The organism is Bacillus zhangzhouensis (genome assembly GCF_000715205.1).
GTDB lineage: Bacteria > Bacillota > Bacilli > Bacillales > Bacillaceae > Bacillus > Bacillus zhangzhouensis.
Window position 1 is genome coordinate 177,658 of sequence record NZ_JOTP01000006.1, and the last position, 21,781, is coordinate 199,438.

27 protein-coding genes and 1 tRNA gene are annotated in these 21,781 nt (G+C 40.3%); 10 read left to right on the forward strand and 18 right to left on the reverse strand.

Annotated elements, in window-relative coordinates:
* Positions 1-73 precede the first annotated feature (73 nt).
* Both BA70_RS07740 and BA70_RS07745 read left to right on the forward strand, forming a co-directional pair.
* Positions 74-1,606, forward strand: coding sequence for a multicopper oxidase family protein (locus BA70_RS07740; RefSeq protein WP_034320340.1), 1,533 nt, complete (start codon positions 74-76; stop codon positions 1,604-1,606).
* A 286-nt stretch (positions 1,607-1,892) separates the two neighbouring features.
* The gene (locus BA70_RS07745; RefSeq protein WP_034320343.1) at positions 1,893-2,267 is read left to right on the forward strand and encodes a carboxymuconolactone decarboxylase family protein; all 375 of its coding nucleotides are present in this window, start codon (positions 1,893-1,895) and stop codon (positions 2,265-2,267) included.
* A 216-nt stretch (positions 2,268-2,483) separates the two neighbouring features.
* On the opposite strand, the gene BA70_RS07750 is transcribed toward BA70_RS07745, so the two are convergent.
* Both BA70_RS07750 and BA70_RS07755 read right to left on the reverse strand, forming a co-directional pair.
* Positions 2,484-3,533 carry a hypothetical protein gene (locus tag BA70_RS07750; protein ID WP_034320346.1) on the reverse strand — a complete coding sequence of 350 codons (1,050 nt, stop codon included), beginning with the start codon at positions 3,531-3,533 and terminating at the stop codon, positions 2,484-2,486.
* A 73-nt stretch (positions 3,534-3,606) separates the two neighbouring features.
* Entirely contained in the window at positions 3,607-3,975 is a 369-nt protein-coding gene (locus BA70_RS07755; RefSeq protein WP_003213878.1) for an RlpA-like double-psi beta-barrel domain-containing protein, read from the reverse strand.
* 212 nt (positions 3,976-4,187) lie between these two features.
* Here BA70_RS07755 and BA70_RS07760 point away from each other — a divergent pair, with 212 nt between their 5' ends.
* The 3 genes from BA70_RS07760 to BA70_RS07770 all read left to right on the forward strand — a co-directional run bounded on the left by BA70_RS07760 (position 4,188) and on the right by BA70_RS07770 (position 5,952).
* Complete coding sequence (locus BA70_RS07760; RefSeq protein ID WP_034320349.1) at positions 4,188-4,862, forward strand: hypothetical protein; 675 nt, start codon at positions 4,188-4,190, stop codon at positions 4,860-4,862.
* A 124-nt stretch (positions 4,863-4,986) separates the two neighbouring features.
* On the forward strand, positions 4,987-5,454 hold the full coding sequence (locus tag BA70_RS07765; RefSeq protein ID WP_034320352.1) for a hypothetical protein: 468 nt from the start codon (positions 4,987-4,989) through the stop codon (positions 5,452-5,454).
* Between the two features lie 138 nt (positions 5,455-5,592).
* On the forward strand, positions 5,593-5,952 hold the full coding sequence (locus BA70_RS07770) for a DUF4064 domain-containing protein (protein ID WP_034320355.1): 360 nt from the start codon (positions 5,593-5,595) through the stop codon (positions 5,950-5,952).
* An 8-nt stretch (positions 5,953-5,960) separates the two neighbouring features.
* On the opposite strand, the gene BA70_RS07775 is transcribed toward BA70_RS07770, so the two are convergent.
* Positions 5,961-6,395 carry a hypothetical protein gene (locus BA70_RS07775; protein ID WP_034320358.1) on the reverse strand — a complete coding sequence of 145 codons (435 nt, stop codon included), beginning with the start codon at positions 6,393-6,395 and terminating at the stop codon, positions 5,961-5,963.
* Between the two features lie 256 nt (positions 6,396-6,651).
* On the opposite strand from BA70_RS07775, the gene BA70_RS07780 reads away from it, so the two are divergent.
* Positions 6,652-7,188 carry an LptM family lipoprotein gene (locus BA70_RS07780; protein WP_034320361.1) on the forward strand — a complete coding sequence of 179 codons (537 nt, stop codon included), beginning with the start codon at positions 6,652-6,654 and terminating at the stop codon, positions 7,186-7,188.
* A gap of 163 nt (positions 7,189-7,351) precedes the next feature.
* On the opposite strand, the gene BA70_RS07785 is transcribed toward BA70_RS07780, so the two are convergent.
* The 5 genes from BA70_RS07785 to groES form a co-directional block, all read right to left on the reverse strand.
* Positions 7,352-7,963: an FMN-binding negative transcriptional regulator gene (locus BA70_RS07785; RefSeq protein WP_034320364.1), complete on the reverse strand. Its 612-nt coding sequence runs from the start codon at positions 7,961-7,963 to the stop codon at positions 7,352-7,354.
* Between the two features lie 21 nt (positions 7,964-7,984).
* Positions 7,985-8,503 (reverse strand): spermidine/spermine N(1)-acetyltransferase, encoded by a 519-nt coding sequence (paiA, locus tag BA70_RS07790; protein WP_034320366.1) that lies wholly within the window; start codon positions 8,501-8,503, stop codon positions 7,985-7,987.
* A gap of 22 nt (positions 8,504-8,525) precedes the next feature.
* Positions 8,526-8,978, reverse strand: a complete 453-nt coding sequence (locus BA70_RS07795; RefSeq protein ID WP_034320368.1) for a MarR family winged helix-turn-helix transcriptional regulator — start codon at positions 8,976-8,978, stop codon at positions 8,526-8,528.
* A gap of 421 nt (positions 8,979-9,399) precedes the next feature.
* Entirely contained in the window at positions 9,400-11,034 is a 1,635-nt protein-coding gene (gene groL, locus BA70_RS07800) for a chaperonin GroEL (protein WP_034320371.1), read from the reverse strand.
* Between the two features lie 55 nt (positions 11,035-11,089).
* Positions 11,090-11,374: a co-chaperone GroES gene (groES, locus tag BA70_RS07805; RefSeq protein WP_003214120.1), complete on the reverse strand. Its 285-nt coding sequence runs from the start codon at positions 11,372-11,374 to the stop codon at positions 11,090-11,092.
* Between the two features lie 229 nt (positions 11,375-11,603).
* On the opposite strand from groES, the gene BA70_RS07810 reads away from it, so the two are divergent.
* The 3 genes from BA70_RS07810 to BA70_RS07820 are packed head-to-tail and all read left to right on the forward strand — an operon-like array spanning position 11,604 to position 13,212.
* On the forward strand, positions 11,604-12,338 hold the full coding sequence (locus BA70_RS07810; protein ID WP_034320374.1) for a CPBP family intramembrane glutamic endopeptidase: 735 nt from the start codon (positions 11,604-11,606) through the stop codon (positions 12,336-12,338).
* Positions 12,335-12,529, forward strand: coding sequence for a YdiK family protein (locus BA70_RS07815; RefSeq protein WP_034320377.1), 195 nt, complete (start codon positions 12,335-12,337; stop codon positions 12,527-12,529). Before BA70_RS07810 ends, BA70_RS07815 begins: the two co-directional genes overlap by 4 nt.
* 56 nt (positions 12,530-12,585) lie before the next feature.
* On the forward strand, positions 12,586-13,212 hold the full coding sequence (locus tag BA70_RS07820) for an NUDIX hydrolase (RefSeq protein ID WP_034320379.1): 627 nt from the start codon (positions 12,586-12,588) through the stop codon (positions 13,210-13,212).
* Positions 13,213-13,251: 39 nt separating this feature from the next.
* Here the strand turns inward: BA70_RS07820 and tatC are convergent, their stop codons facing one another.
* From tatC to moaC, 4 genes are read right to left on the reverse strand one after another with little or no spacing between them, the layout of a single operon-like run.
* Positions 13,252-14,010 (reverse strand): twin-arginine translocase subunit TatC, encoded by a 759-nt coding sequence (gene tatC / locus BA70_RS07825; RefSeq protein ID WP_105928212.1) that lies wholly within the window; start codon positions 14,008-14,010, stop codon positions 13,252-13,254.
* 6 nt (positions 14,011-14,016) lie between these two features.
* Positions 14,017-14,196, reverse strand: coding sequence for a twin-arginine translocase TatA/TatE family subunit (locus BA70_RS07830; protein WP_003214302.1), 180 nt, complete (start codon positions 14,194-14,196; stop codon positions 14,017-14,019).
* A 27-nt stretch (positions 14,197-14,223) separates the two neighbouring features.
* The gene (locus tag BA70_RS07835; RefSeq protein ID WP_008355687.1) at positions 14,224-14,877 is read right to left on the reverse strand and encodes a redox-sensing transcriptional repressor Rex; all 654 of its coding nucleotides are present in this window, start codon (positions 14,875-14,877) and stop codon (positions 14,224-14,226) included.
* A 15-nt stretch (positions 14,878-14,892) separates the two neighbouring features.
* Positions 14,893-15,384, reverse strand: coding sequence for a cyclic pyranopterin monophosphate synthase MoaC (gene moaC / locus BA70_RS07840; protein WP_034320385.1), 492 nt, complete (start codon positions 15,382-15,384; stop codon positions 14,893-14,895).
* Positions 15,385-15,522: 138 nt separating this feature from the next.
* On the opposite strand from moaC, the gene BA70_RS07845 reads away from it, so the two are divergent.
* A complete protein-coding gene (locus BA70_RS07845; protein WP_034320388.1) occupies positions 15,523-17,445 on the forward strand; it encodes an ABC-F family ATP-binding cassette domain-containing protein in 1,923 nt (640 codons plus the stop codon).
* Between the two features lie 263 nt (positions 17,446-17,708).
* Here the strand turns inward: BA70_RS07845 and tsaD are convergent, their stop codons facing one another.
* The 6 genes from tsaD to BA70_RS07875 all read right to left on the reverse strand — a co-directional run bounded on the left by tsaD (position 17,709) and on the right by BA70_RS07875 (position 21,674).
* The gene (gene tsaD, locus BA70_RS07850) at positions 17,709-18,737 is read right to left on the reverse strand and encodes a tRNA (adenosine(37)-N6)-threonylcarbamoyltransferase complex transferase subunit TsaD (protein WP_034320391.1); all 1,029 of its coding nucleotides are present in this window, start codon (positions 18,735-18,737) and stop codon (positions 17,709-17,711) included.
* A complete protein-coding gene (gene rimI, locus BA70_RS07855) occupies positions 18,730-19,158 on the reverse strand; it encodes a ribosomal protein S18-alanine N-acetyltransferase (protein ID WP_034320429.1) in 429 nt (142 codons plus the stop codon). Before rimI ends, tsaD begins: the two co-directional genes overlap by 8 nt.
* 25 nt (positions 19,159-19,183) lie before the next feature.
* Positions 19,184-19,873, reverse strand: coding sequence for a tRNA (adenosine(37)-N6)-threonylcarbamoyltransferase complex dimerization subunit type 1 TsaB (tsaB, locus tag BA70_RS07860; protein ID WP_034320394.1), 690 nt, complete (start codon positions 19,871-19,873; stop codon positions 19,184-19,186).
* The gene (gene tsaE, locus BA70_RS07865; RefSeq protein WP_034320398.1) at positions 19,854-20,330 is read right to left on the reverse strand and encodes a tRNA (adenosine(37)-N6)-threonylcarbamoyltransferase complex ATPase subunit type 1 TsaE; all 477 of its coding nucleotides are present in this window, start codon (positions 20,328-20,330) and stop codon (positions 19,854-19,856) included. Before tsaE ends, tsaB begins: the two co-directional genes overlap by 20 nt.
* 13 nt (positions 20,331-20,343) lie before the next feature.
* Positions 20,344-21,321 (reverse strand): thiamine-phosphate kinase, encoded by a 978-nt coding sequence (gene thiL / locus BA70_RS07870; RefSeq protein WP_034320400.1) that lies wholly within the window; start codon positions 21,319-21,321, stop codon positions 20,344-20,346.
* A 276-nt stretch (positions 21,322-21,597) separates the two neighbouring features.
* A tRNA-Asp gene (locus BA70_RS07875) sits at positions 21,598-21,674 on the reverse strand.
* Positions 21,675-21,781 lie beyond the last annotated feature (107 nt).

Consider the following 21,781-nt stretch of genomic DNA (forward strand, 5'->3'; position numbering starts at 1 on the left):
TTATTTTATTCACCTATTTTGATGTCCGCACTTATAATGTATCAAATTGAATTTGAAGTGAGGATTAGTGAACATGAACCTAGAAAAATTTGTCGACGAGCTGCCCATTCCAGAAGTAGCGGAGCCCGTCAAAAAGAACCCAAGACAAACATATTATGAAATCGCTATGGAGGAAGTGTTCTTAAAAGTTCATAGAGACCTGCCCCCAACTAAGCTATGGACCTATAATGGCAGTTTGCCTGGTCCAACCATTAAAGCAAATCGAAATGAAAAGGTTAAAGTAAAATGGATGAATAAATTGCCGCTTAAGCATTTTCTGCCGGTCGATCACACCATTCACGAAGGCCATCATGACGAACCAGAAGTCAAAACCGTCGTTCATTTACATGGCGGGGTCACACCAGCAAGCAGTGACGGTTATCCAGAAGCTTGGTTTTCACGAGACTTTGAAGCGACAGGTCCCTTCTTTGAACGGGAGATTTACGAATACCCGAATCATCAGCAAGCCTGCACATTGTGGTATCACGATCATGCAATGGCATTGACGCGATTAAATGTATACGCCGGCTTAGCTGGGTTTTACTTGATCTCAGATGCGTTTGAAAAGTCGTTAGAATTACCGAAAAATGAGTATGATATTCCTTTAATGATCATGGACCGTACGTTTCAGGAGGATGGCGCACTATTTTATCCAAGCAGACCAAACAACACGCCGGAAGACAGTGACATTCCAGACCCTTCCATCGTCCCCTTTTTTTGCGGGGAAACGATACTGGTTAATGGAAAAGTATGGCCTTATTTAGAAGTAGAGCCGCGAAAATACCGTTTTCGCATGTTAAATGCGTCCAATACAAGAACTTACGAGCTGCATCTAGACAACGATGCCACGATCTTGCAAATTGGATCTGATGGCGGCTTTTTGCCAAGACCTGTTCATCACAAGTCCTTTAGCATTGCACCTGCTGAACGTTTCGATGTCATTATCGACTTTTCAGCTTATGAAAACAAAACAATTATTCTAAAAAATAAAGCAGGCTGCGGCCAAGAAGTGAATCCAGAAACAGATGCGAACATTATGCAGTTTAAAGTCACACGTCCGCTAAAAGGGAGAGCACCTAAATCATTACGTCCAATCTTCAAACCGCTGCCACCGCTTCGGCCAAGTCGAGCTGATAAAGAGCGTACGCTCACACTTAGCGGCACGCAGGATAAATATGGCCGTCCTATTTTATTACTAGATAATCAATTTTGGAATGATCCCGTCACGGAAAATCCTCGACTTGGCAGTGTAGAGATTTGGTCCATCGTCAACCCAACAAGGGGTACACACCCCATTCATTTACACCTTGTTCAATTCAGGGTGATAGACAGAAGACCATTTGATACAGAAATCTATCAGTCGACTGGAGAAATCGTGTATACAGGACCAAATGAAGCACCTCCTTTACATGAACAAGGCTACAAGGACACCATTCAGGCGCATGCCGGTGAAGTCATTCGAATCATCGCACGCTTTGTCCCATACAGCGGACGGTATGTGTGGCATTGTCATATTTTAGAGCACGAAGATTATGACATGATGCGGCCGATGGATATCATTCGGTAAAAATGAAACCATTCTTCCTTCACATGCGTAGAAATATGCATTAAGTAGATGATCGCGAAGGGCTAACGGACATTGTTACATTAGCCCTTTATTTCCTTTTCATTGATTCATTAGAAAATAGAACAATGTATCGCGTGAATTGGCATTTATTTGTACATGCAACACTTAAAAAGTTGACGCAGCAAGCCGATAGTACTACTATATACCCATTACATCTATCAAAAGGCACATAAGGAACATTAAACAAACAAATGGAAAATTGCGATAAAAAACGGAGGAGTTCAATTTGAATGAAGAAAAAGAGACTTGCCAGATCAAACAAGAAACAGTGGCAGGTAACATGGAGAAGCTTTCAATTCATGAAAATGAGAGCATTCGGACAAACATTGAACAACTAACAATTGAACTCGGTGAACAAAAAGAATTCAACCACTTCATATTAGATGATAAACAGAAGGCAATTAGCACATTATCTGCCCTCATCACAAAAGGCGATTGTGATGAAGAGCTAAAGGCTCATTTTAAACAAGCATTACATATCGGTCTCTCTGTCATAGAGGTCATGGAGATTATTAAGCACTGTACAAAGGTTGCTGGATTTCCTCATTCCATTAATGCCCTATTTATTTTTCAAAACTTACTAGACGAAAACACCAAATAAATAAGATCAAACGAGAAGCCATCTGTCCTCTCGTTTTTTTATTTCCATTCATTTTACTCTCTTTCTTCTCCTCTGTCACACCAGCAAAATACGAAAATGCTCCTCTTTTTTCTTTCTAAAAAACGACTTTCATTTCATGAACTCACCTATTTCCCCGGTATATCAAATGACAAAATAAAAAAACGTCCAGTTATATAAAATAACTGAACGCATCGTTTATCGATTGACAGTGAAATTGTTAATGATTCCGCCATCCTTCTCCCAAGCGGCTTCTACTGTTTTCTTCTTGATATCATATTCAAAAATGGTCCTTACCTTCGCCTTTCTTCCGGTGTCATCCTTTAATTCCTTTGCGTTCTTTGCAACACCTAAGAAATAAACAGATGTCCCATCCGTAGAAAATTGCGGCTGTGCAGCACTTAAAATATGAACATTCTGGTTGTTTTTAACGAGTGTCGTCGTTTTCCCCGTTTCTACATCAAGCATCTTAATAGAAGATACTTCTTTTTCGTTTCGAACCTTCACTTCTGTATAAATCAATGTCTTGTGATCTGGTGAAAATGAAATATCATTGATCGTTTGTGAGATACGTGCAATACGATTCCCCTTCTGACCTGTTTGAAGGGTGATCTTCATGGTCGTTGGTTCAGGATCCGTCCCTTTTTCATTCGCTTCATCGGTCTTCTGATAATCCTCTTTTAATGAATAATGCTGGACGGCCAAAAGGTTTGAAGTCGGATCATAGGCAAAAGAACTCACCGTATCATCCTTGCTTTTCTCTGGATACAACATCTTCACTTTGTGTTTTTTCAAATCAAAAGAAGCGACAAAAAATTGTTCCCCAGAATCCTTGTTATACCTTAGATATAACTGATTTCCGTTACCAGACAGCCTCATACTGTCGATTGAATCGTCACTAGTAAACAGCGTTTTTTCTTGATCATTTTTCACATTCAATTCCCGAATACTCACTTTTTGCGTGTCTTCATCCGTATACGTGTAATATAAAAGCTGTTTCGTAGAATCATAAGCAATCGAAGGATACGCTGTCAGCTTTTCCGTATGAAGCGCCCGATCGTGCAGGTAATATGTATTGTTTAACTGCTGATCTGTAAATGAAACAAGCAATTCGTCTTTTGCATCTTGATTCGTTTTGACTTTTCCCACATGTTTCGCCTCTTGAGCCGGCTTCATCATGAAGAAAACGACTGCCGCAATCACTGCGACTCCAATGACCGTGATGATCCACCATGTTGATTTTTTCATTGTCTTTTAGACCCTCTCTACAAGAAAAGAAGCCAGAAAATGAACTTTTCCCGCTTCTTTGCATGCCTATGTATTAATAAGTGTAATGCCCTTTTACGACACCTTTACTTGTTTTATACCCAAGTGCTTTGAATGCTTTCGGACTTACGTCTAATACAGCGTTTGGCATTCTACCAACATCATATTTATATACTGTAATCACTTTATGTGGTTTCGCTTTTGTTGTCACTCTTAGTTTTGTACCTTTTTTCGGTACGTCAAATCCCATTTTAGTTGCTGCATCCCAATGACCGAGTTTTTTTCCATCTGCGCCTTTTTTACCGACACCATTATACCAAGTAATATTGCCGCTTACTTTTTTTGCACTTGCTCCATGTGAGAAACTAAACGCTAAAAATAAACTAGCTACTGTTACGATTGTCGCGATAAGCTTTTTATTCATTAAAAAATCCTCCGTATTTGGTTTCTGCACTTATTATACATGAAGATGCCCCCAGTTATTTTACAGTCACATTACAATTCGAATACAAGTTGACCACTTTTTTATGACCGATTTTGTTCACAAAAAATACCAAAATCAGCCAGAACAATGTAAGTAGCCCCTCTCTTTCATTTTATATAATAAAAGTGAATCCAATATAAGGAGGAATTTTTATGAAAAAGTGGTTCATTGTTTTGAGTGTGAGTTTGGCCTTCGTTTTGATGCTTTCAAGTCTACCTGCCTCAGCAGCTGGTCCCCGTCACGGTGCGATTGTGACACAAACGGATGAAGCCAAATGGTCAGGTATCTCTGCTGATATTGTGCTTCCGAAAACAGCAACGATTAAAAATGGATATGCTGACTGGTATCTCGGTCTTGGCTCTGCCGTTGTAGAGAGCGGTATTTCAAAAACGTCTTCTGGCTATAAGGTCTTTCTTGGCAGCGGCTCACAAGGCGGCAGTCAATACTGGAACAGTGAATACGATACGAGCATTAAGGATGGCGCACGTGTCAACTTAAAGCTCATCAACAATGGTGATGGCACGGTGTCACTATATGTCAATGGGAAATTGCGCTACAAGCAGCCTGTTTTCAACCCTAGCCGTCTGAAAAACTTTGATGTTGTCAAAATGGTACACGGTGTTCAGGATAATGGGGCAAACAGCTACACACAAGCAAGCTTCTCAAATGTACAGCTTCGTGCAGATATATCAGGAAGCGTCTATAAAAAATGGGATGGGACCATCAAATCATCGCTGTTGCGTAAAAATCTAGAATCAGGTGCGCCGTCTCCTAAATTCACGGTACATTCTTCTATTCCACTTAGTACAAGCCTTTCAGCACAATAAGAAAAAAGCGCCCAGTTTTGGGTGCTTTTTATTGTTCACAGCTTATCAACACTTCTCTTTTAATCAAAACAAGGATTCGTGGTAACATAAGCATACATACTTCGAAGAAAAAAGGAGAACGAACGTGAAAAAAAGTCTACTTGTTTTCATGAGTCTAGTTGCAAGTCTCTTCATGCTAGCAGCTTGCTCAAATACGACAAACGAACAAAAAACAGAAACGAAGGCACTTCCAACGATCAATGAACGCATTCAAAATGAAACAAAAGAGGTGATGGAGCAGTCTAAGCTCGTAAAAGACACAGCGATCATCGTTGATCAAAAGAAAAAAGTTATTTCTTTAAACGTGACAGCTTCCTCTGATACAAATAGTGATTACGCTGAAGTCATCGGTTTAAACTTTGCCAAGACGCTGGCCATTGGGGCAGCGACTGAAAAAGAAAACAACCTGCATAAACCGGAAAATGACAGCCTTGGCGCCCTTTATTCCTTCTATGACCTAAACATCACCGTGAAACAAGAAAACGGTAAGGTGCTGGCAAGGGGAACGAAAACAACAAATGAAACAAAAATCACCTGGGAAAGAGCCCAGTAAATGGACAAGGAAATTCTTTATGGATTTTCTTGTTTTTTTTTACAAAACTATTAACATCATGAAAAGAATGCCGATGAGTAAGATTGTATTGGTTCATAAGTACCAATAATTCTTAATTACATATCGGAGGAAAGTATAATGAAAAGAACGACGGAATTTGTTTTAGGTTTAATTGGAGGTATTTTTGGATTTTTCGGCGCAATGTTCGCTCTTGCTTTCGGGGGAATCGATGCGGCGTTTAGCGATTCAGGCACCAGCGAAATTACAGGATTAGGCTGGGCAGCAATGCTTTTCTCTATTCTTGCCATTGTCGCATCTGTCATCGTAAAGAAAAAAGCAAAGCTTGGCGGGATTTTATTGTTAGTATCTGCTGTTGGTGGAATCATTTCTATTTCTATGTTCTTTATCCTTCCAGCTGTATTAATCATTATCGCAGGCTGTATGGGCTTGTTTAGAAAAGACCCTGTGGTCAATCAGAATAACGAGGGAAGCTTGTAGAGATCGCTCTACAAGCCTTTTTTCTCTACTCTTTTTAATTCAAATTGAATGGCATCAACTAGCTCTATTATCTCTTGATCTGTCCAAAGATCTAGGATAAATAACATATCGTTCATCAGCTGTGACAGACCCTCATGGCTCATCAACTTTTCTTTATAAAATGGAACAACAAAAAAATAAAGTAGGTCAACCAATTCAAGAACGACACGAACATCTTTTTCTTCCATGATGGCTTTATGCAAAGATTGAATAAGCCACTTGAGGTCACCAAGATTTTCAATAGGTACATACATCAGTTGATGAATTTCATTGGTGTCCTTTATCTTTAAAATCTTCTCAGCAGATTCTTTCGAAAGAGCACCAATTGTATTTGAAGATATATTCAGAAACAAGAATTCATGTTGATCTTCTCTATTTACCGTCTTGATTGATGAACCATCCATCTCAATCACTCCCAATCTCTTATAGTAATTCTATTATAAGGAAATTCAAGTTGGTTTTAAGAGATCAGACGTGGATTTTATGTAATTTTAAGCTAACTGGTTTATGAAAGAAAAACTCCAATAAACAATTATTTTCTATTTTTATCATTTTATGTTGATTAATAAGTACATTTATCCTATTATAATAGTCACAGACAATGTATAAGCCCTTCACATGAAAGGTGCTTATATAAATTAATTTAAGGGGATTTTCATTTTGAAAAAATTCTATGCTTTATTTCTAGCTTTAGGGCTAACATTTACACTTGCTGCTTGCGGCTCAACAGAAGATGTGTCTACTGGTGCATCTAAAGAAAAAGAATCTACAAGTACAAAAGCACAATCAAAAAACAAAAAAGATGATGGTTCAAAGAAAATTAATGCGAGCAAACACAAAACAAATGCTCAAGGAATGAAAGTAAATCTTGGCGAAATTAAAATTATGAAAGATAGAATCAATGTAGGAATGAACATCGAAAATACGACTGATAAAGTCCTAAATTTCTATCCAGACCAAGGTAAAGCTGTAGCTGGAAGCATGCAGTTAGATGCGAATCTGTTTATGACTGATGGTGATATTGGTGGAGAAGTTGAAGGTGGCGTTAAACAAGATGGTGTCATTCAATTCCTAGCTCCTAAAGGCAAAGAGATCAACATTAAAAACATCAAAGAATTAAAGCTAAAATTTGGAAATGTCACAACTGACGATTACATGAATAGTAAAGACGTGACATTCACAGTAAAAATAAAATAAACGTTTTATTTATGCCCTTGAATGATAAGGGCTTTTTTTATTTGCCACCCGCTTATCACCACTAAAAACCACTTTCCTTGAAGAAAGTGGTTTTGTTTATGAGTAACCGTTCTCTTTCAGCATTTCATAAAAGAAAAAGAAGAACTAAATTAGAGTGCTTTTCTCATACATCCTCTAATCTCTTTTTCATCACATCAGCTAATTCCACTTCACCTTCTGCTTCCAGCTGTTCAATAATGTGAGCATAATCCCTTTCATGGCGATTTTGGCTTAGTTTAAAAGCAGCCTGAACTTCATCAATGATGATTTTAAAGCCTACAATGCCTTTCATTTGCTTCTCTAATAGTTCATCAGACAACGTATGCCATAACACCGGCTTTTCTCTGTGGCTTTCGTATGTTTCCAGCATTGTTGTTAATTCTTTCATCAGTTCCGTTTTTTCTAGCAGCACGGCTTTTCCATATACATGTACAGCTTGATAATTCCACGTCGGTACGGCTTCTTTTTCATACCATGAAGATGATATGTAAGCATGCAGCCCTTGAAAAATCACGAGCACCTTCTCATTTTCTTCAAACGTTTTCAACTGAGGATTTCCAATAGCCATATGACCTGTGATCACATACGAATCCTCAATTTGATGAAAACTCACTGGGATATGTGTCGCAATGGGCTTTTCATCCGTTGTGGTCACAACTGTTGCAAATGAATGGGCTTGAATAAATGATTTGATTTTCTCCATATCTTTCACTTGAAAAAATGATGGAATATGCATGTTCCCTTCCCCCCTTTTTGATCAGCTAAGTGTTTTGGTCATAATAAAGTTCAATTGTTCTTCGTCTCCCAAAAGGAAGGCGTGCACCCCTGTTTGAACAAACCCAAGCTTTTGATAAAATGCGATGGCCGCTTTGTTGTGCTCCCACACCCCAAGCCAAACATCACGTTTATGATATTTCTTCGCGATCTCAAAGGCTTGATTGATTAAATATCGGCCTAATCCTTGTTTTTGAAAGGACTGCTTGATATAAATTCTTTCAATCTCTAACGCTTCACTTCCCATCTCTTCTGACTGCGCATCCTCCATATTGACCTTCAAATAACCAGCAACTTCGCCATTCACTTGAACAAAATAGAACTGTGAAAATGGATGATGTAATTCTTTTAACAACTGGTTCGGATGAAAGGCTGTCTTTACGTAAGCATCGATATGTTCAGCTTCGTTTGGATCCTGAAAGGTTTCTTTAAACGTGTCGCTGCCGACTTTTTGCAGCTCTTTTACATGCTGATCATTACACGGAATAAAAGTAACGGTCATTGAAGTTATCACTCCTTATCATTTAGTAGCGTCTCTTATTACCTTTTTTCACATAATCCCAATCTTTTTCGATATTTTGTCTCACCCTGAGGAGATACTCATAAATCTGTTCTGCTTCCTCTTCAGAAAATCCATCCAGCGCTACTTGATTCGAGTAATCATTTTCTCGTTTGATCAGTGGATATACGGCTTTCCCTTTATCGGTTGGAAACAGCTTTTTGATTTTTTTATTCACATGGTCATCTTTCTTCTCAATAAAACCATGAAGCTCTAGTTTTTTGATAGCACGGGCAGCCGTTGTTCGATCCACCTTGATCATTTCCGCTAGCTTTTCCTGAATGATGCCCGGCTTCTCACAAATACGCACAAGATACAAATACTGCCCCTTCGTTAAATCGTACTCTTTAAATTCAATATTACTAATGGAATCAAGCGCCCGAGCAATGACTCCAATCTCCCGTAAAATCTCTCTCATTTATCACGACTCCTTTTTGTTGCATTTGCAATAAATTATTAAAATTAGTATAGCTGATTAATGTTGTACTTGCAACAAAAAACCCACTACCTATCTGGAAGTGGGTTTCAACCTTATTTCTCACGCTTTTTTGATCCAAACAATCCTAACACGATGACTAGCACTAAAATAATCGCCACCCAAGTAGTCAAGCTCATAACATCACCGCTTTTCTGTTTACATATATCATTTCTATTATTATTGGTAAAAACTCCATGAAATAACTGTCTCTTATTTTAACGAATGAAAAGCGGTGAAGGTTTGGATTTCATTTGTTCTTATATTTTTTCCATCATTTATTAGAATTCAAATTGGTCGTAAGTGACCAATTAAAAAAACCCATAACAAAAACCCCTATATTTCAAGGGGTTTTCGGGGGGTGTTACATCATTCCACCCATACCGCCCATGCCGCCCATATCCGGCATTCCGCCGCCTGAGCCGCCTTCTTCTGGTTTGTCAGCAACGACTGCTTCAGTTGTTAGAAGCATTGCTGCAACAGAAGCTGCGTTTTGAAGTGCAGAGCGAGTTACTTTTGTTGGGTCGACGATTCCTTTTTCGATCATGTTTACCCATTCGTTTGTTGCTGCGTTGAAGCCTACGCCAATTTCTTCGTTTTTCAAGCGCTCAACGATGACGGATCCTTCAAGACCTGCGTTGTGAGCGATTTGACGGATTGGCTCTTCAAGAGAACGTAGAACGATGTTCACACCTGTTTGAACGTCACCATCAGCTTCGATTGAAGCGACTTTTTTGTATACATTCACAAGTGCTGTACCACCACCAGATACGATACCTTCTTCAACTGCTGCACGAGTTGAGTTAAGTGCATCCTCGATGCGTAGCTTACGCTCTTTTAGTTCTGTTTCAGTTGCAGCACCAACTTTGATGACAGCGACGCCACCAGCTAGTTTTGCAAGACGTTCTTGTAATTTTTCTTTATCGAATTCAGAAGTTGTTTCTTCAACTTGCGCACGGATTTGGTTGACACGTGCTGCAATTTGAGCAGAATCTCCTGAACCTTCTACGATAGTTGTGTTTTCTTTTGTCACAACGACTTTAGACGCGCGGCCAAGCTGACCGATTTCAGTTGATTTCAGGTCAAGTCCTAGGTCTTCTGTGATTAACTCTCCGCCAGTTAGAACAGAGATGTCTTCAAGCATTGCTTTACGACGATCACCGAATCCAGGTGCTTTTACTGCCACTGCGTTGAATGTTCCACGAAGTTTGTTTACAACAAGTGTTGCAAGTGCTTCGCCTTCTACATCTTCTGCAATGATCAACAATGGTTTTCCTTGTTGTACAACTTGCTCAAGTACAGGAAGGATTTCTTGAATGTTTGTGATTTTTTTATCAGTGATTAAGATGTAAGGATTTTCAAGAACCGCTTCCATCTTATCAGAATCCGTCACCATGTATGGTGAAGCGTATCCGCGGTCAAATTGCATCCCTTCAACCACTTCAAGCTCAGTCGTGAATCCTTTAGATTCTTCAATTGTAATAACACCGTCGTTACCTACACGCTCCATTGCTTCAGCGATCAGGCTTCCTACTTCTTCATCTGCTGCAGAAATTGACGCAACTTGAGCAATTGATTCTTTGCCTTCGATTGGTTTAGAAATCTCGTGCAAGCCTTCAAGTGCTACTTTCACTGCTTCTTCGATCCCTTTACGAACGCCAACAGGGTTTGCACCAGCTGTTACGTTTTTCAGACCTTCACGGATCATTGCTTGAGCTAGAACCGTTGCAGTAGTAGTACCGTCACCAGCTACATCGTTTGTTTTACTTGCAACTTCTGCCACAAGTTTTGCACCCATGTTTTCAAATGCATCTTCTAATTCGATTTCTTTTGCAATTGTTACACCGTCATTTGTGATAAGTGGAGAACCGAATTTTTTCTCAAGAACCACGTTACGTCCTTTAGGTCCTAAAGTTACTTTTACAGCATCTGCAAGTGCATCTACACCACGTAACATCGCACGGCGTGCTTCTTCACTGAACTTAATATCTTTTGCCATAATAACAAAACCTCCTCAGTCTTTTTAGAAATGTATCTCAATATTTTTTATGTGATTAACCAATAACAGCTAAAATGTCGCTTTCACGAAGGATTAAATATTCTTTTCCCTCATATTTCACTTCAGTGCCTGCATATTTTGAGAAGATAATGCGGTCGCCTGTATTGACTTCTAACGCAACGCGCTCACCACTTTCAAGTACACGACCTGAACCTGCTGCAACAATTTTACCTTCTTGTGGTTTTTCTTTTGCAGAATCCGGTAAGACAATACCGCTAGCGGTTTTTTCCTCAGATTCAACGAGTTCAATGATTACGCGATCGCCTAATGGCTTTAACATAAGAAACAACCTCCTCAATTTTTATATGTAGTCTTTTTTAGCACTCATCACCAACGAGTGCTAACACATTTATTATAATAAAGAATCTCTTCTGCAATTTCAAGTAAAAACCTTTAAAAATTTTTACGCTTTCACGATCTTTTCCCATCACAGATTCTTTCCTTTTCAACGAAAAAGAAGACTTGTGTTACAATAAATCTAGTTCTTTTAGTAAAGGGGTTTTCGTTACTTGAAAAAACAATATTGGTACATCATCTTAACGTATATATTGGTGCAGGTTTCTGCGATTCCTTATGTGCTCATTATGAAATGGTTAGGATTCATTCAAACACCGATGACACAAGCAGAGCTTGCAAAATTATCTGGAACGTGGACAATCATCAGCTTCTGTATCGGATTGATCATTATTCTGCTCATCCTTAGAACCGTACCAAAAGCTTCACTTCGGAATGAAGCATCGGTTTCCATCGGTTCTGCTATCGCTTGGATCATTGGCGGTTTCTTCCTTTCCCTTTTCACGCAATCGATTGCAGGCGTGATTGAACAATATGCATTCGGCATTGGCCGTGAGTCAGAAAACACGCAAAATATTTTATCTATTATGGATGCTTTTCCTTTTCTTGTTATCATTATTTCACTAATTGGACCGATACTTGAAGAAATTATTTTCCGAAAAATCATTTTTAGTGTGATTTATGAAAGAACGAATTTTTTTATTGGAGCACTTGTGAGTTCAGTATTTTTCGCTGCTGCACACTCTGATTTCCCCCACTTCTTTCTCTATACCGCAATGGGCTTTACCTTTGCCTTTTTATATGCGAAAACAAAACGAATCATTGTTCCAATCGGTGCTCATATGCTCATGAACTCGCTCGTTATTCTTGTGCAGATTGAGCCAGTAAGAAAAATGATTGAAGAACAATCTCAAACAATGCAAATGATTATTGGAGGCTTTTTCTCATGAGAAACCCTGTTGTATGGGGCATCATTTATTTTGCCGTAGGTGTGGCTTTCACCTATATGGCCATCCAAAACCCAGGTGACATGTGGTCATTTTACAGCATTTTGCTGATGGTGTTTGCGGCCTATAATATCAATATCGCGTTTAAAATGTTTGCTTTCTCTGTCAAACTCAAAAAACAACAGCAAAAATAAATCAAAAACCATTTTCCGCGTTTGGAAAATGGTTTTTTTATGGAGGACATGTCTTCATGGAACATGAAAAACTAAGCATCATGAACGATCAGCATGAAACGATTGGAGTTGCCACCCGTTCAGATGTCCATGCCCAAGGTCTTTGGCATGAAACATTTCATTTCTGGCTTCTCAAACGAGAACATGGCACAGTCTATCTCTATTTTCAGCTAAGAAGTCCTGCAAAAAAGGATTTTCCTTCTCTGTTTGATATTACAGCAGCGGGCCATCTTCTCGCAGTTGAACAGCCTTCTGATGGTTTAAGAGAGATAGAAGAAGAGCTTGGTCTTTCCATCCCTTTTAAGGATCTTACCTATACAGGAATCATACAAGATGAAATTCATCTGCCTCCGTTCATCGACCGTGAGTTCTGCCACGTGTACCTTTATGTAAATCAAGGAGAACCTATGAACGTTCAATTACAGAAAGAAGAAGTCGCTGGTCTTTACAGAACGAGATTCATCGATGCACAGCAGCTGTTAACAGGGCTATGTGAAAGGATTCAGGTAGAGGGCTTTGAGATGAATGCAGCCGGAGAACAACGTGAGGAAAGCAGAGAAGTAGATGTACACGACTTTGTCCCGCATGAGCCTGCATATTACCAGCACCTCTTCCATGCCATCAATCAATTTTTAAAACAATAGAAAAAGCATCGTGATCACATATTAGATCACGATGCTTTTTTATGAGACATAATGACTTTCTTTCTCCTCAGTTTGCTGCATTTTGCGATAGGTTACTCTTGAAATGACAATACTCACTTCATACAAAACGAGCATTGGCAAGGTAACCATGAGGTGAGAAACAAGCTCTGGCGGTGTAATGAGTGCGGCAATGACAAGGAGGACAAAATAGGCATACTTCCGTATTTTCGATAAAAACATTGGTGTAATGATGCCAAGTCTTGTGAGAAACATCAACACGACAGGCATCTGAAACAAAAATCCAAATGGAAGTGTTAACTGCATCAGAAATGTAAAATACTCATGAATCCCAATCACTTGCTCTACATTTAAATCATTCGACATTCGTATCATAAAATCGACGACAAACGGAAACAAAATAAAATAAGAGAAAGCCACACCGCTCAAAAATAAAAGCAGTGCAATCGGAATGTAAGCAAGTGTCACCTTTCTTTCTTTTTCATATAAGCCAGGACTCACAAACGCCCAAAGCTGATATAAAATAACGGGACACGTCAAAACCAAAGCAATGACAAATGCGAACTGCATAAACACGTACAGTGGGTCTGTGAGCTTAAACGCGTTCAGTGTCAGTGTTGCCGCTTCATCGGTATTTTGCAAATACACAATGACCGGCTTAGCGAGAAAAAAACCTGCCACCATAAAGGTGACAAAAAACATCGCAATGATCACTAAACGTTTTCGCAGTTCCACAATATGCTCCATAAGCGGCATATCTTTGACATTCATGAAGCTCATCCTATTCTACTGATCTTCTTTTTTCTTTTTTTCTTCCTGATCATCAGCTAAACCTTTTGTGGCATTTTTGAATTCACGTAATGTATCTCCTGCTGCTCTTCCTAATTCAGGAAGCTTTTTCGGCCCAAAAATAATGAGCGCAACAATCGCAATCAGAACCAAACTTCCAGGACCGATCGGACCCATTTGCTCCACCCCCTTTACCCCGTTTCATCAATCCTCCTGCGTAACAGAGTAATGCTTTAAGAAATACACAAGAGACTGAAGTTCAACCGCCAAATCTATATGATGAATTCGAATGTGTTCCGGCACATTCAATCGAGCCGGCGTAAAGTTAAGGATTCCTTTGATGCCAAGGGCAATCAAACGATCTGTAATGGACTGAGCTGCTACGGCAGGTACTGTCAAAATCGCAACAGGAATATCTCCTACCTCTTGAACATGCTCTTCAAGCTTATCCAAATCATAGACAGGCACGCCGCCTATCTCACTTCCTATTTTACTCTCATTGACGTCAAAAGCCATTGAAATTTTTGTATTATTATTTTTTATGAAATTATAGTGTAAAAAAGCCGTTCCTAAATTCCCGACACCGATGAGCATCACATTGGTCATTTCATCTTGGTCAAGAGTCTTTCTAAAGAAGGTCAAGAGATAATCGACATTATAGCCATACCCTTTCTTCCCTAGTGCACCAAAATACGAAAAATCTCGGCGAATGGTGGCAGAATCCACTTTAACTGCATCACTAAGCTCTGCCGATGACACCCTTTGTTTTCCTGATGCATGCAGATTTTTTAAAAAACGGTAGTAAAGCGGCAAACGTTTGGCTGTCGCTTGTGGAATTTTTGACTGGTCTATATTCATATAAGATCCTCCAACTTAAATATCAGATGCTCTGTGAAAATCACCGTTTTTCCCGCCTGTCTTTTCAACGAGATAGGTGGGACCGATGATCATGCCTTTATCGATCGCTTTACACATGTCGTAAACGGTCAGTGCACATACTGAAGCAGAAGTGAGCGCTTCCATCTCCACACCCGTACTTCCTTTTGTTTTGACCTGTACTTGTATGTTCAGAATGTGCGCATTTCCGTCTTCCTCCCAATCAAAGGAGATATCCACGCCTTTTAGTGCGAGCGGATGACACATTGGAATGATGTTGGACGTTTGCTTTGCTGCCATAATGCCAGCAACCTGTGCGACAGACAGCACATCCCCTTTTCCAATTTCATGCTGTTGTATTTTATGAAACACTTCTTTTATCATACGAATGCTTGAAGCAGCAACGGCGGTTCTCACTGTAGACGATTTGTCACTAATGTCGACCATCTTTGCTCTTCCTTGTTCGTTAAAGTGGCTAAATTGACTCATCTTTCAACGCTCCCTCACTCAAATCATACACTATTTTTTCCTATCTGTCTTTCATTTGACCGTTGTGATTGTATGTAAGATTTGCCGGTTTACTGCTGATAAGCTACACTTAACATATTATAGCAGAGGTGAAGTTACATGATGATTCTACAAGTGAATCAGCTGTCCAAATCGTTTGGCGCTGATACCGTTTTAACGAATATAAAATTGGAAGTCAAAGCAAAGGATCGTATTGCCATTGTTGGTCGTAACGGCGCAGGCAAATCCACGCTTTTAAAAATTATTGCCGGTCAAATGTCTTACGAACAAGGTGAGATCATCAAACCGAAAGACCTATCAATCGGCTATTTAGCACAGCACACCGATGTGACGTCTACACGTACATTAAAAGACGAATTATTATCGGTTTTTGATCATTTAAAAGGGATGGAACAAGAGATGAGAACCATTGAGGAAAAAATGGCTTCTTCCACAGGTTCAGAGCTGGATTCCCTGATGAAAACCTATGACAGGCTGCAGCAGGAATTTAAAGATCAAGGTGGCTATCAATATGAAGCAGATGTCCGTTCCATCCTTCATGGTCTCGGCTTTAGTCATTTTGAAGATGAGGCTACCGTCCAATCATTAAGCGGCGGCCAGAAAACCCGTCTAGCACTTGGAAAGCTCTTATTAATGAAACCAGAACTCTTAATTCTGGATGAGCCGACCAACCATTTAGATATTGATACCTTATCATGGCTTGAGCAGTATTTGCAAAATTATACAGGAGCTATTCTTATCGTTTCCCATGACCGCTACTTCTTAGACAAAGTCGTCAATCATGTCTATGAAGTCTCAAGAACAGCGATGAAAAAGTTTGCAGGGAACTATAGTAAGTATCTTGAGCTGAAAGCAGAGCAGCTAGAACGAGATATGAAGCTCTATGAAAAGCAGCAAGAAGAAATCTCGAAGCTTCAGGATTTCGTGGATCGCAACCTAGCAAGAGCCTCGACCACAAAGCGCGCTCAGAGCAGACGGAAGCAGCTGGAACGGATGGATCGTTTAGATAAGCCATTAGGTGATGAGAAATCCGCAAGCTTTCATTTTGATATTACGAGACAGAGCGGCAATGATGTGCTGAAGGTGCATAACCTTGATATTAGTTATGATGAAAAAACACCGCTCCTATCCTCCCTTTCGTTTCATATCAAACGTGAGGATAGCGTGGCACTCATTGGTCCGAACGGGATCGGGAAATCAACGCTCTTAAAAACCTTAACGAATACATTAACGCCTGTAAAAGGCAACATCAATTTTGGATCTCATGTCACGATCGGCTACTATGATCAGGAACAAGCCAAACTGACATCCTCCAAGAAAGTGTTAAATGAGCTTTGGGATGATTATCCTCATATGAATGAAAAAGAAATCCGGACATGTTTAGGAAACTTCCTTTTCTCCGGTGATGACGTCTTAAAGCCCGTTCATGCACTAAGTGGTGGAGAAAAAGCGCGTCTTGCACTGGCGAAGCTGATGCTGCAAAAAGCCAATTTCCTCATTCTCGATGAACCTACTAACCATCTGGACTTAGATAGTAAGGAAATTTTAGAGAATGCGCTAATTGATTATCCAGGAACCATCTTATTTGTTTCGCATGATCGTTATTTTATCAACCGTCTGGCAACAAAAGTGTTCGAGCTGTCGCGAGCAGAAACAAAAGAATATCTTGGTGACTATGACTATTACCTTGAAAAGAAAAACGAACAATTAGAGCTTGAAGCGCTCAAAGATCACGAGCCGTCTAAAAAGCACGCAGAAAAACCAGTAGAAACAGCCAAGCTTTCCTATGCGGAAGAAAAAGAACTGAAAAAGAAAGAAAGACAAAAGCAACGCAGAATCGAAGAAATTGAAGAGCGGATCGCCGTCATCGAAGAGAAGCTCGGTGAAAATGAACAGCTTTTATGTGATCCTGCTATTTTCCAAGATCACGAGAAGGTCCAAGCCATTCAAACAGAAAATGATGCGCTTAATCAAGAGCTTGAATCACTTTTTGCAGAGTGGGAAGACCTATCAGAATCTTAAAGAGTGCCCTAACGGGTGCTCTTTTTCTTTCAGTGAAGCTTTATTACCCACAATGATATCCACAATAACTTCTTTATTATTATTAAACACTTCGGACTTATCCACAAGATTTTAATCACATATCCACAGAAAAACTCACATTTATACACATTCCCTTCATTTTAAAACGAAATTTTCTAACAATTGTGGATATATAACGTTTACATGTGAATAAATCGCTTTCATTCCAAATAAAAAAAAACCCTGTCTATCCACAGGAGTTTTCATTCATATGAGACAAGCGGTAATCCAGGCTGACCGTTCATTGCCATATCGCCTCTTATTCCTTTTTCAAACGCAATGGTACCCGCAGCAGCAATCATGGCTGCATTGTCTGTGCAAAGAGACAATGGCGGAATGGTGACATTTACTTCTGGCAGCTTCGTAAATGCTGACGTTAGGGCTTCTCTCAGTCCTTTATTGGCAGCGACTCCTCCAGCTAGAACAACCTGCTTCACCCCATACGCCTCAGCCGCTTTTAATGTCTTTCCAACAAGCACCTCAATGACGCTTTCTTGAAAACTTGCCGCCAAATTCTCTGGAGCAATCGTTTCTCTCTTTTGGGATGCATTGTGTAATGTGTTGATCACAGCTGATTTTAAACCACTGAAACTAAAATGATAGGACCCTTCTTCAAGCCATGCGCGAGGAAGCTTAATCGTTGGCTCTCCTTCATGTGCTAATCGATCAATATGAGGTCCACCTGGATACGGAAGACCCATCGTCCGAGCCACTTTGTCATAGGCTTCTCCAGCCGCATCATCTAATGTTTCACCGATGACCTCAAAGGACCCATGCTCTTTCATTAGAACAAGCTCAGTATGTCCGCCAGAGACAACAAGAGCTAAACATGGGAACTGCAATTCATCAACAAGCTGGTTTGCATAAATATGTCCAGCAATATGATGAACACCAACGAGAGGAATTTGATGAGCAAAGCTCAGTGCCTTTGCTGCATTGACACCGATCAGAAGAGCACCGACTAAGCCCGGTCCTTCTGTGACAGCAATAGCATCTAAATCCTTAAAGCTCATATTGGCCTGTGCCATCACTTCTTCTAATACGATGGTCACTTGCTCCACGTGATGCCTTGAAGCAATTTCTGGTACAACACCGCCAAATCGTTTATGACTTTCTATTTGCGAGGCCACAACATTCGCTACGATTTCTTTCCCATTTTTCACAATGGACGCAGCTGTTTCGTCACAGCTTGTTTCTATACCTAATATGAATCGATCTGTTTGTTCACTCATTTATATTCACCCACATGACTAATGCATCTTCCCCATTATCTGTATAATAATTCTTTCGAATAGAAGCTGGTCTGAAACCAAGCTTTTCATAAAGGGATTGTGCCGGTGTATTAGAAACCCGCACCTCTAAAGAAAGATGATCTGTCTTTTTTTCTTTGCAAAATTCCATGACATATCGAAGCAATGCTTCCCCGTAGCCCTTCCCTCTATGCTCAGGGAGAATCGCAATGTTCGTAATTTGTGCATCGTCCATGACAATCCAGACCCCGCAATACCCAACAGGCTGCTTAGCTTCTTCAATGAGGAAATAATGACTGTATTGGTTATGGAGAATCTCATAGACAAACGATTCTTTTTTCCAAGGTGCTGTAAACGAATGCACTTCAATCGTATACACCTCTGGAATGTCCTCTACTGTCATTTTTCGAATCTCTACTGTGTTGAGATTATTTTTGTCCTTCAAGCCATTTCACTTCCGCTTCTGCCAAACGAATATAGTTAGGGACAAGCTGGTGGACATCTTCAGCAGGACGATCTGCTCCTAAAAACGCAAGCGCTGAAGGTCTTGGATTATGAAATGCCCCCTCTGCCACAGCAGCAGTCTCTCCTAAAATGGAGCGAATGCTCTCTTGATGAAGATGCACATCATGTCCAAGAAATAAGACAGGCTTTTCTGCCTGCTTCAGCTCTTGAAGCCAATCCGTGAGCAAGATATTTTGGTCTGGTTTGATCTCTTTAATCTTTCCTTCTTCAAACATATATAGCCCAGTATAAACTTGTCCTCTTCTCGCATCAAATAGTGGCGAGATCCATCCATTAAAATATTGACCATTTGCCGCGAGTGTTTCTAAACTCGAAACAGCCGATATCGAGATAGACAGCGTCCACGCCAGTGTTTTTGCAATGGTCACACCGATTCTGACGCCAGTGTAGGAACCAGGTCCTTTTGCTACAACGATTTTGCTTAGTTCGCTTGGCGCTACACCACATTCTTTCATCAGTGCTTCAACAGTCGGCATCGCTCGGACGGAATGGTTCTTTTTTAAGTACGTGATGCTCTCGCCAATTACTGTGTTATCTCTTACAAGAGCAATTCCTAATGTATGGTTTGACGTATCAAGCGCCAGTATGGTCAAATTCTTTCATCTCCTTACAAAGGGCCTCGTAGTGCTCCCCTTTTGCATCAAACGTGAGATGACGTTCTTCTTCACGTTCTGTTCTCAGCATGTCAATTTTTAAATACGATGAAGGCAATTGCGGTTCAATGAGATGTGCCCATTCAACCAAGCATACACCTTCGCCCTCAAAATATTCTTCGAGTCCGATATCTTCCTCTGCACCTTCCATGCGGTACACGTCCATATGATAAAGTGGCAGTCTGCCATCAGTATATTCTTTAATAATGGTAAAAGTGGGGCTGTTGACGATACGGGTAATACCTAAGCCTTCCGCAAAACCTTTTGAAAAAGTGGTTTTGCCAGCGCCTAAATCTCCTTCTAATGTCAATACATCGCCTGGCTTCACAAGTTTGGCCAAAGCAGCGGCAATTCGTTTCGTCTCATCCGCACCTTTTGTCGTCCATGTTAATTTCACAGTTGATGTCACCTCATTTCTTAAAATGATTATATCCTTTTTTCATTAACACTGTTTGTTGATCATTGTCTTTTAAGATAACGCTGGCTGCTTGATCACCTTTAACTTGTCCAATGCGTGTGATCTGAATGTCTTCTTTTTTACATTGTATTTCAAAGCTTTCCCAATCAGCCTCTGGAATCGTGCCAGTTAACACAAAGTCTTCTCCACCAAACAACACCCATTCAAGCCAGTCTTTGCGTAACATCGGTAAATCTGGATGTTTTGGGAGCTTGTCAGCTTCAATCTCTATCGTCACACGGCTCGCTTCGGCTATCTCATTCAGCTCACTTGCTAATCCATCACTCACATCATTCAAGGTCACCCGTGGGAAGCTTGAGCATATGTATCCAGCAGCAATGTGAGGCTGAGGCATTTTGTGACGCTCAAGAAAAAAATCAGAATCGACTGCCTTTGCAGATTCTACTTCGTTCATTAAGAGTGATAATCCAGCAGCTGATGAACCGAGCTCACCTGTAACAAATACAATATCTCCTGCTTGAGCACTGTGACGGTAACAAGCTTTTCCTTTTGGAACCTCACCAATGACCGTCACTGTAATGACAAAGTCACTGCGGATGGCTACCGTATCCCCACCAATCAAATCCATATGATAGGTGTCAGCCAACGCTTTCATTCCCTCGTAAAGAGCTGTGACGATCGTCTCATCACCATGTGGCGGAATCGCAATCGATACAAGATAATACTTTGGGGTTCCTCCCATTGCGGCGATATCACTGATGTTGACCGCCAGTGCTTTAAAGCCAACCTCAAAGGGCGTGGAAAAATCAAAACGAAAATGAACATGCTCTACCATTGTATCAACACAAACGACCTCTTCACAATGTGAATGAGGTTGATAAACACTTGCATCATCACCGATGCCCATGACCAAAGAACGCTGATGTGTTTCTTTTGGTGTTATTCGGTGAATAAGATCAAATTCATCCATAAAAAGACAACCCCTTCATGCAATCAATTGATTGAGTAGACATGATGTCAGACACAGTTAGTATTAGTGTAGCGAATATGAGTCTCAGTTCCAACTAAAAATGATATAAAGAAAGCCTGGTATGAAAAAACCAGGCTGTGCTGAAATGATCTATCTTTTCTTTTCACATATAGTGTAGCCAAATGCAAGTTATTTCATCGCATCATGGTTACTTGTTGAAAGAAAAAGACATAAAAAAAAACGAAACTATACGTTTTCGTTTACAAGTCATAAAAATGGCGGTCCGGACGGGACTCGAACCCGCGACCTCCTGCGTGACAGGCAGGCATTCTAACCAACTGAACTACCGGACCATTTTGGTTGCACTCAATGAGTACTCCCTATTGGTATATAAAATAATTTGGTTGCGGGGGCAGGATTTGAACCTGCGACCTTCGGGTTATGAGCCCGACGAGCTACC